Source organism: Hymenobacter sp. UYP22 (assembly GCF_040547285.1).
Taxonomy (GTDB): Bacteria; Bacteroidota; Bacteroidia; order Cytophagales; family Hymenobacteraceae; genus Hymenobacter.
In genome coordinates this window covers 43,510-59,834 of record NZ_JBEPPK010000015.1, presented here as the reverse complement: position 1 = coordinate 59,834, position 16,325 = coordinate 43,510, and the positions used below count along the sequence as shown (strand labels likewise).

At 58.5% G+C, this 16,325-nt stretch carries 12 protein-coding genes and 1 pseudogene; 6 read left to right on the top strand and 7 right to left on the bottom strand.

Annotation, left to right across the window (positions count from 1 at the left end; translation table 11 throughout):
- Nucleotides 1-246 precede the first annotated feature (246 nt).
- From ABIB60_RS18780 to ispF, 4 genes are all read right to left on the bottom strand, one after another.
- Nucleotides 247-1,284 (bottom strand): hypothetical protein, encoded by a 1,038-nt coding sequence (locus tag ABIB60_RS18780; protein WP_354582017.1) that lies wholly within the window; start codon nt 1,282-1,284, stop codon nt 247-249.
- A 119-nt stretch (nt 1,285-1,403) separates the two neighbouring features.
- On the bottom strand, nt 1,404-2,804 hold the full coding sequence (locus tag ABIB60_RS18775) for a LutB/LldF family L-lactate oxidation iron-sulfur protein (protein WP_354582016.1): 1,401 nt from the start codon (nt 2,802-2,804) through the stop codon (nt 1,404-1,406).
- Nucleotides 2,805-2,979: 175 nt separating this feature from the next.
- Nucleotides 2,980-4,662, bottom strand: a complete 1,683-nt coding sequence (locus ABIB60_RS18770) for a M28 family peptidase (protein ID WP_354582015.1) — start codon at nt 4,660-4,662, stop codon at nt 2,980-2,982.
- 118 nt (nt 4,663-4,780) lie between these two features.
- Entirely contained in the window at nt 4,781-5,257 is a 477-nt protein-coding gene (ispF, locus tag ABIB60_RS18765; protein WP_354582014.1) for a 2-C-methyl-D-erythritol 2,4-cyclodiphosphate synthase, read from the bottom strand.
- A gap of 213 nt (nt 5,258-5,470) precedes the next feature.
- Here ispF and ABIB60_RS18760 point away from each other — a divergent pair, with 213 nt between their 5' ends.
- The 5 genes from ABIB60_RS18760 (at nt 5,471) to ABIB60_RS18740 (ending at nt 12,960) form a co-directional block, all read left to right on the top strand.
- On the top strand, nt 5,471-6,085 hold the full coding sequence (locus ABIB60_RS18760; RefSeq protein ID WP_354582013.1) for a TetR/AcrR family transcriptional regulator: 615 nt from the start codon (nt 5,471-5,473) through the stop codon (nt 6,083-6,085).
- A 24-nt stretch (nt 6,086-6,109) separates the two neighbouring features.
- Entirely contained in the window at nt 6,110-7,801 is a 1,692-nt protein-coding gene (locus ABIB60_RS18755) for a TolC family protein (protein WP_354582012.1), read from the top strand.
- A gap of 84 nt (nt 7,802-7,885) precedes the next feature.
- The gene (locus ABIB60_RS18750) at nt 7,886-9,007 is read left to right on the top strand and encodes an efflux RND transporter periplasmic adaptor subunit (protein WP_354582011.1); all 1,122 of its coding nucleotides are present in this window, start codon (nt 7,886-7,888) and stop codon (nt 9,005-9,007) included.
- A gap of 31 nt (nt 9,008-9,038) precedes the next feature.
- Entirely contained in the window at nt 9,039-12,512 is a 3,474-nt protein-coding gene (locus ABIB60_RS18745) for an efflux RND transporter permease subunit (protein WP_354582010.1), read from the top strand.
- A 175-nt stretch (nt 12,513-12,687) separates the two neighbouring features.
- The gene (locus ABIB60_RS18740; protein ID WP_315998422.1) at nt 12,688-12,960 is read left to right on the top strand and encodes an acyl carrier protein; all 273 of its coding nucleotides are present in this window, start codon (nt 12,688-12,690) and stop codon (nt 12,958-12,960) included.
- A gap of 399 nt (nt 12,961-13,359) precedes the next feature.
- Here ABIB60_RS18740 and ABIB60_RS18735 read toward each other — a convergent pair.
- Together ABIB60_RS18735 and ABIB60_RS18730 are read right to left on the bottom strand one after the other, a co-directional pair.
- A pseudogene (locus ABIB60_RS18735) lies at nt 13,360-13,521 on the bottom strand (YkvA family protein); the annotation flags it as partial.
- 356 nt (nt 13,522-13,877) lie between these two features.
- Complete coding sequence (locus tag ABIB60_RS18730; protein ID WP_354582009.1) at nt 13,878-14,477, bottom strand: C40 family peptidase; 600 nt, start codon at nt 14,475-14,477, stop codon at nt 13,878-13,880.
- 316 nt (nt 14,478-14,793) lie between these two features.
- Between ABIB60_RS18730 and ABIB60_RS18725 the strand changes: the two genes are divergently transcribed.
- Complete coding sequence (locus ABIB60_RS18725; protein ID WP_354582008.1) at nt 14,794-15,159, top strand: hypothetical protein; 366 nt, start codon at nt 14,794-14,796, stop codon at nt 15,157-15,159.
- 364 nt (nt 15,160-15,523) lie between these two features.
- On the opposite strand, the gene ABIB60_RS18720 is transcribed toward ABIB60_RS18725, so the two are convergent.
- Entirely contained in the window at nt 15,524-16,282 is a 759-nt protein-coding gene (locus ABIB60_RS18720) for an SDR family NAD(P)-dependent oxidoreductase (RefSeq protein WP_354582007.1), read from the bottom strand.
- Nucleotides 16,283-16,325: the final 43 nt, after the last annotated feature.

Below are 16,325 nucleotides of genomic sequence, written 5' to 3'. Positions count from 1 at the left end.
ATCAATATTAAATTCGAAAAATTATATATAAAGAGCATCGAAATAGATCTTTCCCAAGCTCTACAGTAAGCTAGTGAACAGAGGGGCATTTCTGTTTGGACGAAAGCAGGAAGCAAGCAAACTGAATAAGGCAGGCCTTCGGCCGTAACTATTTCAGGGGCCCCCGCAACTCAAGTAAAGCTGGGCCTCCGGCAAGGCTAGGAGCCTGAGCCTCAAGGGAAGTCTGGCAAGAAGTTGGTGGGTTGTTTAGATGGGCTCAATGACCGGGGCCATGATAAGACGAGCCAGGTAGGCAATGGCCCCGGCGTAGCGGCTGCGTAGCTCCTGATACTGCTCCCAGGCCACGGGTTCATCGTGCAGGGGCAACCCAGCCGCCTGGAACTGCTCGTAGGCGTCCTGAAAATCGGCGCGGCTGGGCGGGGCTGGGGCCTTGCCCGCCGATTCTTCGGCCCCGGCATCGTACTTGAAGTAGCGCGACACGCGGTTAAGGGATACGCAGCCGGCTTTGAAACACAGCTCCAGGTGGGCGTCGCGGGGCTGGTCCACAGTACTGCTGATCAGAGCGGCCGTGTCCAGAATGATGTCGGCGGCCGTAATCCAGGAGCGGCCGGGCTGCGGCGAGCGGAAAAACGCCATGATGGGCAACGAGGTGTGGGTTTCCTCTATTTCCACGAACCACTCCTCCCACTCGCGCCACTGATTACCATCGTTTTGCAAAGAGCCGGAGCGGTTTAGCCACAGTAGTAGCTTCACGGCTGAGGCCTTAATGCCGGCCCGCAGTTCCAGCCGCGCCACCGTTAGCTCACGCTTGGAGAAGGCCTGGTACATGGTGGGCAGGTAGGAAATGAGCAGCGTAAGCAGCAGCAGGCCCAACGTGGCCTCGGAGTACGACATAGCCGTGGGCAGTACGTCGTGGCTGGGGTCTTCGGAGCCGAGGGTGAGCAGGGAGCTGTTGCTGATGCGGAAGCAGCGCTCCAGGTCTCCTTCGCCCAATCCCCAGAAGATGGCGGTGTAGCCCAGGCTAACCATCGTGAGCCAGGCAATAGGCAGCATAACCAAACCCACGGGCGCGTACAACGCCAGAATTCGGTCACGCTGCTCGTACGAGCGGCCCAGGCGGGCGGCATTTTCAAACACCCAGCGCACCAGCCGAAACACGGCCGTATTCAGCCACGCCGAGTCACTGCGCGGCAGCACAAACGAGCGGATAGCGGCCAGCACGGTATCGGCCACCAAGTAAACGCCCGCTATAAAAGCCAGCGCCCGAAATACAAAATCAAGCATATACAGCAAGCACGCGCGGCTGCAGTGCCGCCGTGCTTGTACTACCAGGTGGCTGCCAGGGTTGGCCGGCTGCAAGCGGCTGGCAAGCTGGTTGTACCAGCCGGGCTACGTCTTGAGCGTTACTTCCGCTCCTTCCAAAGCTGGCGGAACGTTTTAGGAGCTACCTGCACGGCGTCGCGGCGCTTGTTCCAGCCTACCTCGCCCAGCAGGCGGCTGAGTACCCAATTTTTGCCGGCGGCGGGGGCCAAATCCCACACCCAGCGGTGTTTCATGCCGTACAGCCACAGCCCCACAGCCCGCCGCTCCTCTTTGTCGGTGTGACCTTCCTGCACGCTCTGCTGGCGGTTTTTGAGCAGAATGTTGTGAATTGGAATCCGGACGGGACACACCGAAGTGCAGGCCCCGCACAGGCTGCTGGCGTAGCTCAGGTGCTTGTTTTCGGCCATGCCCGAGAGGTGGGGCGTAATTACTGAGCCGATGGGGCCGGAGTACGTGGCCTCGTAGGTGTGGCCGCCAATGTTCTTATACACCGGGCACACGTTCAGGCAGGCTCCGCAACGGATGCAGTTCAGGGCCTCGCGCTTGTCGGGCTGGGCCAGCAGGTTGGTGCGGCCGTTATCCAGCAGAATCACGAACATTTCCTCGGGGCCGTCCTTTTCTAGGGGCTGGCGAGGGCCAGTGTAAATGGTGTTATACACCGTTACCTGCTGGCCGGTGCCGCTGGTGCTGAGCAGGGGCCAGAACAAATCCAGGTCCTGCAGCCGCGGAATCACCTTCTCAATGCCCACAATGGCAATGTGGGTTTTCGGGAAAGTAGCCGATAGGCGGGCGTTGCCTTCGTTTTCGGTTACGCACACGGCCCCGGTATCGGCAATGAGGAAGTTACCGCCGGTAATGCCCACCTCGGCGGCAGTGTACTTGTTGCGCAGCAGGTGGCGGGCCGTGAGTACCAGCTTCTGAGCGTCGTCGGTGTACTCAATGCCCAGGTGCTTGACGAAGATATCGGCAATATCGAGCTTGCTCAGGTGCATGGCCGGCGTTACAATGTGGTAGGGCCGCTCCCCGTTCAACTGCACAATGAACTCACCCAAATCCGTTTCTACCGACTCAATACCGCGCTTCTCCAGGTATTTGTTGAGGTGAATTTCCTCGGTGGTCATGCTTTTGGCCTTCACCACGGTGCGGGCCTGGCGGCGCTCCATAATCTTACCTACTTCGAACAAGGCCTCCTCCGCGTTCTGGGCCCAGATAACCTTACCACCCCGGGCCGTGAACTTCTCCTCAAACTGCAGCAAGTACTCATCCAGGCGGTTGATAACCTGCGTTTTTAGGTAGGAGGCTCGGTCCCGGGCCAATTCGTGGTCCTGGTAAAACCCCATGCCCGTCTGCACGGCCGCGTTGTACTTGCCAATGTTGAAGCGGATTTTGCGCCGGTGCTCCAGGTCGAAGGCTTTACGGTCGGAGTCAACCAGAAACTGGGCCGATTTTTTGGGAGCGGGCGTGGGTATCGTCGGGTTCATGGCAGCACAGATAGCAACAGGTTCTTAGCAAATATAAAAACCCGCCGAACCTCATAGGGTTCGGCGGGTTTTTAGGCTAAAGATGTTTCTTGTCATTCCGAGCGAAGCGAGGAATCTGGGTGCACCTTCTGGCGGGTAACCCAGATTCCTCGCTTCGCTCGGAATGACAGTAGTTCTACTTCTTATTCGAGTCCACCACGATGCGCTGGTCGCGGTTGGCCAAGTCCCAGGCGGTGTAGAACACCAGGCGGGCGCGCTTTTCCATCTTCGGAAACTCGATTTTTTCTACTTCGTCGCCGGCGCCGTGGTAGTCATCGTGCACGCCGTTGAAGAAGAAGGCTACCGGAATGCGGTGCTTGGCGAAGTTGTAGTGGTCGGAGCGGTAGTAGAAGCGGTTGGGGTCTTCCGGGTCGTTGAATCGGAAGTCCAGGTCCATCTTGGTGTACTTGTCGTTCTGCGCCTGCAGAATGGTGTGCAGCTCGGAGCTGAGCTTGTCTGAGCCAATTACGTACACGTAGTCGCCCTTTCCCTCGTGGTCTTTGTCGGTGCGGCCCACCATATCGGTGTTCAGGTCCACCACGGTGCTGGCCAGCGGGAAAATAGGATGGTCGGTGTAGTACTCCGAGCCCAGAAGGCCCTTTTCCTCCCCCGTTACCGTCAGGAACAGGATGCTGCGGCGGGGGCCGTGGCCCTCGGCTTTGGCTTTCACGAAGGCCTGGGCCATTTCCAGCACCGTAACGGTGCCCGAGCCATCATCGTCGGCGCCGTTGTGCACCTCGCCGTTGATGATGCCGATATGGTCGTAGTGCGCCGACAACACCATGATTTCATCTTTTTTGTCGGTGCCTTCCAGGTAGCCCAGCACGTTTTCGGTGGTGAAGTCCTCGGTTTTCTTGGGGGCTTTCACCAGCACTTTAGCCACTTTGAAGGGGCTGGCCGTAGGTTTGGCGGCCTTGCTCACGCCCGCCGTGTACTTGGTAACGGCGGGGGCCGTGGTGCCCAGCAGCTTGTAGCCCAGCGCCGGACTCACAAAGTAGGCCGTGGGTCGGGTAGTTTGGGAAGCTTCCTTGAAGGCAATGCTGGGCCGGCTGATGTAGGGCGTCATGCGGGCAGCCAGCTTTTCGAAGTTGCTGTTGGGGTTGAAATCCACGAAGATGACCGAGCGGGCACCTTTCTGGGCGGCCAGCGTGAGCTTGGCCCGGTAATCCTGGCCCCACTTGCTGTTCTGGCCATCCTTGCCCAACAGGGCAGTGCCCTTATCGGTCTGGGGCTCACCCAGCAGAATCAGCAGGTCCTTGCCTTTCACGTCGCCCAGGGCGGCGTAGTCGGAGTAGCCGTCCTGCTCAATGCCGTAGCCGGCAAATACGGGCTGCACGCTGGTTTCCTGCTGGAAGCCGTTGCCCCCGAAAGCGTAGAAATCCGTGAGCCATTTGTAGCTAGTCGTCCCGATTTTCATGGTGGCCCCATCGGCCCAGGAGCTGCGCACCATGGTAAAGTGCTGCAGGTAGGGGTTGTCGGAGCCGGTAACCGGGCCTTTCAGGCCTAAGTCGGCAAACTGCTTGGCAATATAGTCGGCGGCCATTTTCTGGCCTTTCTCGCCGGTTTCGCGGCCCTCGTAGGCATCCGAGGCCAGCACGGAAAGGTGCTGGCGCAGGTCGGCCTGAGTAATGGTTTCGGCGTAGCCCTGGGGCAAGTCGGTGGCGGCGGCCGGAGCAGCCGTTTCCATTACCGGCGTGGCGGTTACCTCGGTTTTGGCTTTGCGCTTGGTTTTTACCTTGATTTTTTCGGGTGCCTGAGCCACTGCGGAGGTAGCTACGCCCGCGGCCAGCAGCCAGGTGAGCAGGGAAGTTTTTTTCATACAGAGTAAAACGGTAGGGGTGGAGTTCGGCTAAAGACGAAGCAGGGGCAAAAGGCTGCATTCAGCGGGAGCAGTAGCGAGAAGCTTTTGCTTTGCGCTGCGGCCCGGAAGCAGGCTGCTACTTAGTAATCAGCACCGCGGCGTAGGCGGCCACGCCCTCACGGCGGCCCACAAAGCCCAGCTTTTCGGTGGTGGTAGCCTTAATGCTGATGTCGTCGGCCTCAATGCCCATCACCTCGGCCAGCACGCGCTGCATTTCGGCAATATGGGGGTTGACTTTGGGGGCTTCCAGGCAAATGGTGGAGTCGATGTTGCTGATAGTGTAACCCCGTTCCCGGAGCAGGCGCACTACCTCGGCCAGCAGCCGCTTGCTGTCGATGCCCTTGTACTGCGGGTCGGTGTCGGGGAAGTGAAAGCCAATGTCGCGCAGGTTGGCTGCGCCCAGCAGCGCGTCGCAGATGACGTGAATGAGCACGTCGGCATCGGAGTGGCCCAAGGCGCCGTGGGTATGGGGCACCTGAATGCCACCGAGCCAGAAGGGCAGGCCTTCCTGCAGTTGATGAACGTCGTAGCCGAAGCCAGTCCGGATTTTCATAGGGTTCGAGGCGAAGGGAAACAGAATAGAGTGGCAAGGTACGGGAACCACGCCGTTGCTGACCGGGAAAAAAATGCCCCGCGGGTAAAGTAAAAATTGGCCGCGTGCGTCAGTAGCGGGGAAGAAGTCGGTCCGCATGAAAAAGGATAGCAAAAAATTAATGGAAACTACGGAGTCATTAAAAGTTTCCATAGTACCTTTGCTGCCGTAGTCATGGAAATCAAAGACCGAATTCTGCAAGCCGCCATTGGCCTCTTCACCCGCAACGGGATTAAGAGCGTGTCGATGGACGACATTGCCACCCACCTGGGCATCTCCAAGAAGACGCTCTACAAGTGGTTCGAGAACAAAGACCAGATTGTATCCGCCGTCATTGGCAACCACCTGACTGGGGTGCAGGGCGAGTGTGAGGGTATCATCGGGCACGCGCGCAACGCCGTGGACGAGATGGTGCAGATGATGGACTGGGCCAAGCGCCAGTTCGCCAACATCAACCCCAACGCCATTCACGACCTGCGCAAGTACTACCCCGCGGCCTGGGGCCTGTTTCACGAGCACAAGAGCGGCTTCATTCTGCAGCAGATTCAGGCCAACCTGCGCCGGGGCGTGCAGGAAGGCCTCTACCGCGCCGACCTCGACATTGAAGTGCTTTCCCGCCTGCGCCTGGCCCAGATAGACGTGCTGTTCAACCCCGATGTGTACCCGCCGGCCCAGTTCGACCAGATGCGGGTGCAGATGGCCTGCAACGAGCATTTTCTGCTGGGCGTGGTGTCCCTTAAAGGCCACAAATTGATCAACGAGTACCGTCACGTGACGGAAGAAGAATAAGCTTCATCACCTGCTTTCCCTGATATGAAAAACAACCTCCGCGTTATGTTGCTGGCTGCCGGGCCGGGCCTGCTGGCCCCCGCCGGTGCCGCCCTGGCGCAGACGGCCCCGGCCCAGCAGCCGGCGCTGGCCACCTCCGCGGCCGCCGGACTGATGCCCCTGAGCCTGCAGCAGGCCATCGACTACGCCGTCAAGAATAAGTCGACCCTGCTCTCCACGCGCCTGAATGAGCAAACTGCCAAGGCGCGGGTGGGTGAAATTAAAGCCGCCGGTTTGCCGCAGGTGAACGTGGCCGCCAACGTGGCCGATAACTTCAAGCTGCAAAAGTCGCTGGTTGATTTTGGGGCGTTTGCGGGCGGAGGCTCGGCCACCACCCTCACCCCGGCGGATATTGCCGCCGTGCAAAGCGGGCAAACGGTAAACTTGGGCACCGTAACGCTGCCTTCGGAGCCCGTGCCACCCCAGGCCCTGGCTTTTGGCCTGCGCAACGCCGGCAACGCCAGTGCCTCTGTGTCTCAGCTGCTCTTTGATGGTTCCTACCTTATCGGTTTGCGCGCAGCCAAGGTGTACGAGGAGCTGGCCAAAAAGCAGACGCAACAGGCCGAAATTGACGTGGTGGAGCAGGTGAGCAAGGCCTACTACAGCACGCTGGTAGCCCGGGCCCGCTTGTCGTTGCTGGCCCGCAATGTGCAGCGCCTCGATACGGTACTTTACCAAACCAACGAAACCTTTAAGGCCGGTTTTGCCGAGAAGCTGGATGTGCAGCGCCTGCAAGTGCAGCGCAATAACCTGTTGGTAGAGCAGCAAAAAGCCCAGCGCCTCACCGAGCTGAGCGTGGCCCTGCTGAAGTTTCAGATGGGTTTACCCCAAAACCAGGAAATTCAGCTTTCGGATTCGCTCGGCGCGGCCGTGGTGGATGCCGGGGCTTTGCGCCAGCGTCTGGGCGTGGCCAGTGCTACTAACGGCGGCGGCGTAACGGGCCTGGGCGGTGTGCCTACCGGCACGGCTCCCACCTCCGGCAGCACCGATGCGCAGCGCCAGCAGGACCAGCAAACCGCTCTCAGCGGGGCACGCACCGGCCAGTTGGCTGCCGCCTTCAACTACAACAACCGCATCGAGTTCAGCACCCTGGAAACCCAGCAGGCCCTGGCCGGGCTGGATTTGGCCAACCGCCGGGCTGGGGCTTACCCCCGCCTGCTGTTCACGGCCGCTTACGGCTTCTCGGGCTCGGGCCAGACCAAGGGCGACCTGTTTGCCTTCCGGGGCCCTGACTCCCGCGCTGCCAACGGCTTCCCTAACCAGAACTGGTTTGGCTTTGGCAATTACGGCCTGAGCCTGCAGATTCCGGTGTTTGATGGCTTCCGCCGCAAGTACCAGGTGCAGCAGGCCCGCATTGCCCAGCAAACTATTGAGCGGGGCTTCGAAACCCTGCGTCAGAGCATCGACCTGCAGGATGCCCAGAGCCGCACCACCCTGGTGAATGCCCTGGACGTGCTGGATAACCAGAAGGCCAACCTCGACCTAGCCGCCGACGTGGCCCGGGTGTCGCGCATCAAGTTTCAGGAGGGTGTAGGCTCCAACCTGGAAGTGGTAACGGCCGAAACCAGCCTGCGTGAAGCCCAAACCAACTACTACGCCGCCATCTACGACGTGCTGGTAGCCAAAGTAGACCGGGACAAGGCCACCGGTGAGCTGTATAACCAAGCCAAGAAGTAAGAAGCTAGACGTCAGAAGCTAGGAGCTAGAAGCTTCTGACCCAGCTGCCAACCCCATAACTCTAGCTCCTAGCTTCTCCTCAAGATGAAATACGCTACTTCCGCCTTTATCCTAACGTTGGGCCTGCTGACCGCCTGCGGCGAGAAAGACCCCAACGCTCAACTGGCTGAGCTGAAAAAAGAACAGGCCGCCAATCAGGCCAAAATTGCCGAGCTGGAAGCCAAAACTGGTGCTAAGGCCGAGGGTGCCGCTGCCCAAACGACGCCCGTATCGGTTATCAAAGTAGCTCCCGAGAGCTTCAAGAGCTACTTGGAGCTACAAGGCCGTGTCGACTTCGACCAGAACGCCAACGTAGCTGCCCGCGCCGCCGGTACCCTCACCAGCCTGCGCGTGCAGCGCGGCGACCGGGTAAGCAAAGGCCAGACCCTGGCCACGGTGGATGCCTCCGTGCTCGACGCCAGCATTGCCGAGTTGCGTACCCGCATGGACCTGGCCCGCGTTGTATATGAAAAGCAGGACCGCCTCTGGAAACAGCAGATTGGCACCGAAATACAGTATCTGCAAGCCAAAAACAACTACCAGGCCCTGCAGCGCAACCTGGCGGCCCTCAACCAGCAGCGCGCCCTCTACAGCGTGGTGGCTCCCTTCTCGGGTACCGTAGACGATGTATTGCCCAAGATTGGCGAAACCGTAGCCCCCGGTGCCCCGGTAGTGAAGCTTATCAGCAGCAGCGGCAGCGGTAAAATTCTGGCCGATGTATCCGAAGCCTACGCTTCCCGCATCAAAGCTGGCGACCGGGCCCTAGTAACCATCCCGGACTTGGGCAATGAGGAACTGCCCGCCACCGTGCGCGTGGTGTCCAGCACCATCAACCCCACTAGTCGCACTTTTACGGCGGAGCTGCGCCTGAGCGGCAGCAAGGCGGGCCAACTGCGCCCCAACATGGTGGCCAATGTGCGCATCCAGAACTACGACCGGCAGAACGCTACCGTGCTGCCCGTGGATTTGGTGCAGAAGGACGAGCAGAACAGCTACGTGCTGGTAGTGAATGAGAAAGGCGGTAAAAAAGTAGCCGCCAAGCGCGTTATCCAGACCGGCCAGACTTATAACGGCAAGGTGGAAGTAACCAGCGGCCTCCAAGCCGGCGACCAGGTGATTTCCGCCGGGTATCAGACCCTGAACGAAGGCCAACTGGTAACGCTGTAAGCGTAGCCCCAACCGCCAAAAACCCAACAACATGCAGGATCTAGAGAAAGAGTTTGGGCCGACCAGTTGGTCGATTAATAATAAAACCAGCATCTACATCATCACGGTGCTGCTGTGCGTGGCGGGGATTTTTGCCTACATCAAGCTGGGCAAGGAAAAATTCCCCGACATCGTTATTCCGCGCATTATCGTGGCCACCATTTACCCTGGTACCTCTCCGGCGGATATTGAGAACTTGGTGACGCGCCAGCTCGAAAAGGAGCTGAAAAGCATCAACGGGGTCAAGAAAATCAACTCCACTTCCAACCAGGATTATTGTATCGTTGATATCGAGTTCAACTCGGGCGTAGACGTGCAGTATGCCAAGCAGCTTATCAAGGACGCCGTTGATAAGGCCGCGCCCGAGCTGCCCAACGATTTGCCTTCGCCGCCCACGGTAAACGAGGTGAACATATCGGAGCAGCCCATCATGTTCGTGAACCTGAGTGGCAACCTGCCCGCCGTGCAGCTCAAAAAGTACGCCGACGACTTCCAGGATAAGATTGAGGCCCTGCCCGAAATTACCCGCGTGGACATTGTGGGGGCCCTCGACCAGCAGGTGAACGTGGATGTGGACCTGAACAAGCTGCGGGCTTCGCGCCTCAGCTTTTCCGACATCAGCAACGCCATTGCCCGCGAAAACGTGACCATTTCGGGCGGTTCCGTGGATGTGGGCTCCCAGAAGCGAGCCGTGCGCGTGGCCGGCCAGTACGTGCGTGCCGAAGACATTGCCGATATCCAGGTAAAAAACCTGAACGGAGCCGCCGTACGCCTCGGTGATATTGCTACCGTGCAGGACGGCTTTAAGGATCGGGAATCGTACGCCCGCCTCGACGGCAAGCCCGCCATTACCCTGAACGTGGTGAAGCGCCAGGGCGAAAACCTGATTGACGCCTCCGATAAAATCAAGGCCCTGGTGAAGGATGCTGAGAAAACGCTGCCCAAGGAGCTAAAAGTTACCATCACCGGTGACAGCTCCAACGACACCCGCGTAACCCTCCACGACCTGATCAACACCATCGTTATTGGCTTCCTGCTGGTAACGGCCATCTTGCTGTTCTTCATGGGCACCACCAACGCTATGTTCGTGGGCCTCTCGGTGCCGATTTCGATGTTCCTGGCCTTCCTGATTATCCCGGGCTTCGACTTCTCGCTGAACATGATTGTGCTCTTCGCCTTCCTGCTGGCGCTGGGTATTGTGGTGGACGATGCCATTGTGGTTATCGAAAACACCCACCGCCTGCTGCACGAGCACCCCGAGCTGAGCACCGAAAAGGCCGCCAAGTTCGCCGCTGGCGAGGTATTCGTGCCGGTACTGGCCGGTACACTGACCACGGTGGCGCCTTTCGTACCGCTGATGTTCTGGCCTGGCATTGTGGGCTCGTTCATGTACTACCTGCCCGTGACGCTCATCATCACCCTGATGTCGTCGTTGGTGGTGGCCTTCATCATGAACCCAGTGTTTGCCGTGAGCTTCATGGAGCGCGAGGAGCACTTTGAAGAGGACCTGCACAGCAAACCCAAGCTGACCAAGGGGCTTAAAATTGCCGTGGGCGTGCTGGTGGCGCTGGGCATTCTGTTCAACGTGCTGGCCTTGGGTGCTACGCCCGAGGTGGGCCCCGACGGCGAAACCAGCGGCCTGATCGGGCACTTCATCGGCAACGTCTGCTTGGCGCTGGCCGGCTTTATCCTGCTCGACAAGTTTGTGCTGGTGAAGATGATTGCCTGGTTCCAGACCCGCGCCCTGCCTAAGTTCCAGAACGGCTACGCCAACCTGGTACGCTGGTCCATCAACCACCCGGCCTTGGTAATGATAAGCGTAATTGTGCTGTTCATCAGCTCGTTCGTTGCCATTGGCATGCGCAGCCCCAAGGTGGACTTCTTCCCTAAAGGCGACCCGAAATTCATCTATACCTACCTGAAAATGCCGGTGGGCACCCGCGTAGAAATTACGGACTCCATCACCAAAGTGCTGGAAAACCGCATCTACGGCGTTATCGGCCGCAACAACCCCGATGTGGAATCGGTCATTAGCAACGTGGCCATCGGCGCCGGTGACCCCGGCGACGCCTCGTCGGCAAGTGGTACGGCCATGTCGAACATGGGTAAGGTAGCGGTGGCCTTTAAAGAGCTCAGCGACCGAACCGGCCCCACTACCGGCACCTACATGGACAAAATCCGGGAGGCCGTAAAAGGGATTCCCGGCGCCGAAATTTCCGTTGATCAGGAAGCCAGCGGCCCGCCCCAGCAGAAGCCCATTGCCATTGAGGTTATCGGCGACGATTACCCCACCCTGGCTAAGCTCAGCAAGAAGGTAACCCGCTACGTCGATTCGCTCAACATTGGCGGCGTGGAAGCCCTGCGCTCCAACCTGGAGGACCGTAACCCTGAAATTGCGGTGAACATCGACCGGACCCGGGCCAACCGGGAAGGCATCAGCACCGGCCAGATCGGTCTGGAAGTGCGCACGGCCATCTACGGCTCGGAGGCCAGCAAATTCAAGACCCCCGATGATGAATACCCCGTGCAGGTGCGCTACGCCAAGCCCTACCGCAACGACGTAGATGCCATCATCAACTCCCCGCTGACTTTCCGCGACGCGACCGGTGCCGTGCGTCAGGTGCCTATTTCGTCCATTGCCCAGGTTAGCTACGGCTCCACCTACGGCGGTATCCGGCGCAAAGACACCAAGCGCGTCATCACCATCAGCTCCAACGTGCTCAATGGCTACACCGGCCCCGATGTGGTGGCTAACATCCGCACGGCCTTAAAGTCGTTCCCGACCCCAGCCGGCTACACCATTAAAATGGGTGGCGCCGAGGAAGATCAGAAGGAAACCACCGACTTCCTGCCCATGGCTGGTTTGGGTGCGCTGGCCCTCATCTTCCTGATTCTGGTGACGCAGTTCAACTCGTTCAGCAAGCCGGTTATCATCCTCTCCGAAGTGCTGTTCTCCATTGCGGGTGTGTTCTGGGGCCTGGCCATTACAGGCATGAACATCTCCATTGTAATGACTGGGGTTGGCATCATCGCCCTGGCCGGTATCGTGGTGAAAAACGGGATTCTGCTGGTCGAGTTCATGGATATTCTGCGGGCCCAGGGTATGCCCCTGCGCGAAGCCATTGTGCTGGCCGGCCGTACCCGCCTGAACCCGGTAATCCTAACGGCCACGGCCGCCACGCTGGGCCTGATTCCGCTGGCCATTGGTCTGAACATCGACTTCTACGAGCTGTTTGCCAGCGGCCACGCCCACTTCTTCATCGGTGGTGAGTCGGTGGTGTTCTGGGGCCCCCTGGCCTGGACCATCATCTTCGGTCTGGTATTTGCCACTGGTATTACCCTGGTGGTAGTGCCGGTGATGTATTTGCTGAGTGAAAGCCTGAAGCTGCGCCTCAAAAAGAACGATGAGCCCGTGGCCGACGCTGAAGAAGTAGAAGCCGCTAGGCCGCCGGTGCTCTCGCACTAAGTGGCTGTTGCAACAGCCGGACCACTGCCAAATGGTGGTCCGGCCGTTGCTTTTTTCTCTCCTGGCTTGCAACCATCTCGGCCCCGCAGCTACTCCTCCGCCCGGATGGGCGGCCACTGCTGGAGCCGGCCTAATTTGCTCGCTTTTTTCTCCCTCGTACCCTGTCGTTCCTCGTATGGTTATCTCAACGACTACCGCCCCCAAAACCATTCAGCAGCAAGTGCTGCGCATCATCAGCAAGCGCAAAGCCATCAAGGCTCGTCGCCTGCGCATTGGTACCGACCTGAGCCGGGAATTTGGCTTCGACACCGTGGACGTGGTCGATATTATCCTGGAGTTGGAGCGCAACTTTCACATCACCATTCCGGATGAGGTGCCCCTGGCTACGGTGGGTGATTTTGTGAAGTACGTAGTGTCGCATACCCCCGCTCGTCAGCAGGCCGCGTAACCAATTGCCTTGGGCTGAAGAAGCCTTACCCCTTTTTTGCATACACGTATGAAGCCCCGTGGGGGCGGCGCACTACCAGTGCGGCCGCCTCCACGGGGCTTCCTCTTGCTGAGTTGATAATGGTTAGCGCACGTTTCCGCCCGCGTCACCACCATTTGGGCGGCTTTCAGCGGTGGCGCTGGGCTCCCGGCTGCTGTCGGTGGTGGTGCTGGCTACATCGTGGTGCAAGGTAGCGGAGGTGTGAGCTTCATCGGAGCCCGCCGAGTAGCTGTTCGCAGTGGCGGGTTTGGCTGGAGTGGCGGCTGGCTCCGGGGTGGTGTCTTCCACTACTGCGGGGCGGGTTTTCTCCCACTCCAGAAACTTGTCCATCTCTTCCTTGATAGTGGTGCTAAACCACGCTACCAGGGCAACGTCGTCCAGCAGACCAAGCACCGGAATAAAGTCCGGAATCAGGTCGATGGGGCTGAGAAAGTAAATGGTGACGGCAACGGCCGCAACAACCGTGGAGGTGGGCAGGCCCGTGTACTCCCCCGAAACGGAGGTGCGGATCAGGCGCAGCATGGTTTGCAGCGTCTCCCAGGCCTCGTGGGCAATGGTTCCTACGTCTTTTTTATCACTGGCTTTCTGGTACGCGTCATTCAGCAACTGCTTCATGCGCGTGGGCTTTTTCACGTATTCCTCGGCTTTCCCGACGAACTTCTTAAAAATAGGGGAGGAGGCTATGTCCTGGCCTTTGGGGTTGTGCTTATCCATGGCGGCGGAGGGAGAGAAGGGTAAACAGATAGAGTAATCTGGCGGTGTGCTATACCGTTGTTAGCTCAAAATGGTTTTCCTGCCTGCAGGTCGACAGGAAAAACAAAAAGGCCCCGTTCGCAGGAACGGGGCCTTATAGAAAAGCCAGGTAGAAATAGGGGCGTTCAGCGCTCCACGCGGCCAGCCGCGTAGAAGTTGCGGCTGTAATACGCCTGGTTCAGGGAACTCACCATTACGCCACCCCCGCAGGCCGAATGAGCAAATTTACCGTCCTTCAGGTAGATACCCACGTGGTAGATGGGCTGGCCTGGACCCCGGCGGAAGAATACCAGGTCGCCGGTTTCCATTTCATCTTTCTGCACGTGCTTCACGCTGGTGAACATGGAGCGGGAACTGCGCTGTAGCGTGATGCCGTACACCTCTTTGAATACGCGGGTAACGAAGCCCGAGCAGTCGGTGCCGCTTTTGCTGTTGCTGCCGTAGCGGTAGGGGGTACCCAACCACGATACTACGGTTTCCAGCAGGTTTTTATCGGCGTCGTAGCTGGCTTCAATGCCCAACCGGTGCGCCACTTTATCGTATGCTACCGAGTCGGAAGCAGTAAGCAGGCGGGTTTCCTCCTCACCCGAAAATAAGGCGCCCAACAGGGAGGCTTCTTGCGTAACCGCCAGCGGCGCAGTAGCCGTAGCGGAAGGATTTTGTTCGAAGAAAAAAGACAGGACCATCGAGGCCGCGGCGAGGCAATACAGAATGCTGTTTTTCATTGTCCGTCGTGGGAGAAAGAAGGCCCGCTGGGGTCAGCCGAACGGGAGTATGCGTGCTTTTGATTATTCGATAGGCAACCGGAAAACCGGATGACAAAAGAGAGTAAATAAGACCTTTCTGGTTGCCGAAACCCGAAGAATTGACGACGGCCATTGGTTAAAGCTAAGGCCAAAATTTCGGACTCAATAAGTTTTTACCCGTTTCGCTGCAAAATTCTTCTGTATACACAACTAAACTGTAGAAAATTACTACTATTTCTGGCAACCTCTGCCAAAAGCCTTCCGTACATTCCGCCCGGTTTTTACCTTGCCTCCTATGCAACTGCCCCGTATAGTTGAAAACTCACCTTTCGCCCGGCTAGCTCGCGCTAAGCTGGGCGCTAAGAATGTGGCTATGGTACTGGGTACCAGCATTCATTTGAGTGGGGTGAGCCGGGAGCAGTTTTTGCAGGACCCGTACTGGGTAGCGCACGAAATGGAGCATATCCGGCAGTTTCAGCAATATGGACGACTGGGGTTTCTGGCCCGCTACCTGCGCGACTGGATGCGGCACGGCTACTATAATATCCCGTTTGAAGCGGAAGCCCGCACTGCGGCCGAACTCAACGCCCACCTCTATGCTCAAGGTAAGCCCTTGCCTGGCCCCGCCGAGCGTCACCCTTCTCCGAAGGCGAAATCATAGGGTGGTAAAAAGGCAGAGGCAATGTTGTAAGCAACCAGGACACGCCCAATCTGCAAAAGCCCCATCGGAGCGACGCCAACCGTTTAGCGGGAACGTCGCCCCGATGGGGCTTTTGGTAGGTATAGCAGTGGAGTTCTGAGGTTCGGCTAGCGTCGCTTGCGCAGTCGGACCCTATAACTCACTCTCTCACCTTCTAGTCTGTGCGGAGAGAGCACCGTCCTGCAGAGCATGTGTCGCCTTGAGCCAGTGACGAAGTATCTCGCGTGCTGCTGTCTGGAGCCTTACAACCTCAGCACGCGAGATGCTTCGCCTCCGGCTCTGCATGACGGTCTAGACAGAACATTTTATCAACTCTCCACACAGCCTAGAGAGCTGCCAGCCGACCCCCATCTACTACTAAAGTGGTGCCGTTGATGAAGCTGGCTTCGGGGGAAGCTACAAAGCAGATAGCAGCCGCCAACTCTTCCGGGGTTCCTACTTGGCCGGTAATTTTCTCCTTGCCGCTCTTTACGTTGGGGTTGCTCCAGAGCATGGGCGTATCTACGGCACCGGGCGCTACGGCATTGATACGGGTGTGGGTGTGCGGAATCTCCTGGCTAAGGCCGCGCACAAATGCCTCAATGGCTCCCTTACTAGTGGCGTAGGGTACTACATTGGAAGTGGTCTGCTGCGCATGCACGGAGCTAACGGCTATAATGCTGCCCTGCTTCATGTGCGGCAGGCAAAGCTGCGTTAGCCGAAACAGGGGCCGTAAGTTTACCTGCATAAGTTGGTCCCAGTCTTTGGGGTCGAGCTTCAGAATGGGTTCAAACGTCATCATACCGGCGTTGTCCACCAGCACATCAATGCGGCCCCACTCCTTTAAGGTACGCTCCACGGCGTGGACTAACTGCGAATCCTTGCTTACATCCGTACGAATGAAGAGGGCGTCACCACCGGCCTGTTTAATGAGCTGCACCGTGGTTTTGCCGTCCTCGGCGTCGCGGCCCAGTACGGCCACGCGCCCGCCTTCCCGGCCCATGCGCACGGCCACGGCCTGGCCAATACCCGAAGTGGCACCGGTAATTACGCATACTTTATCCTGAAAACGTTTATTGGCGTCGGGGAGGGGAGTGAAGGGCATAAAAGGAAGCACAAACATGAGAGACGTTTCCTCCTAACGGGAA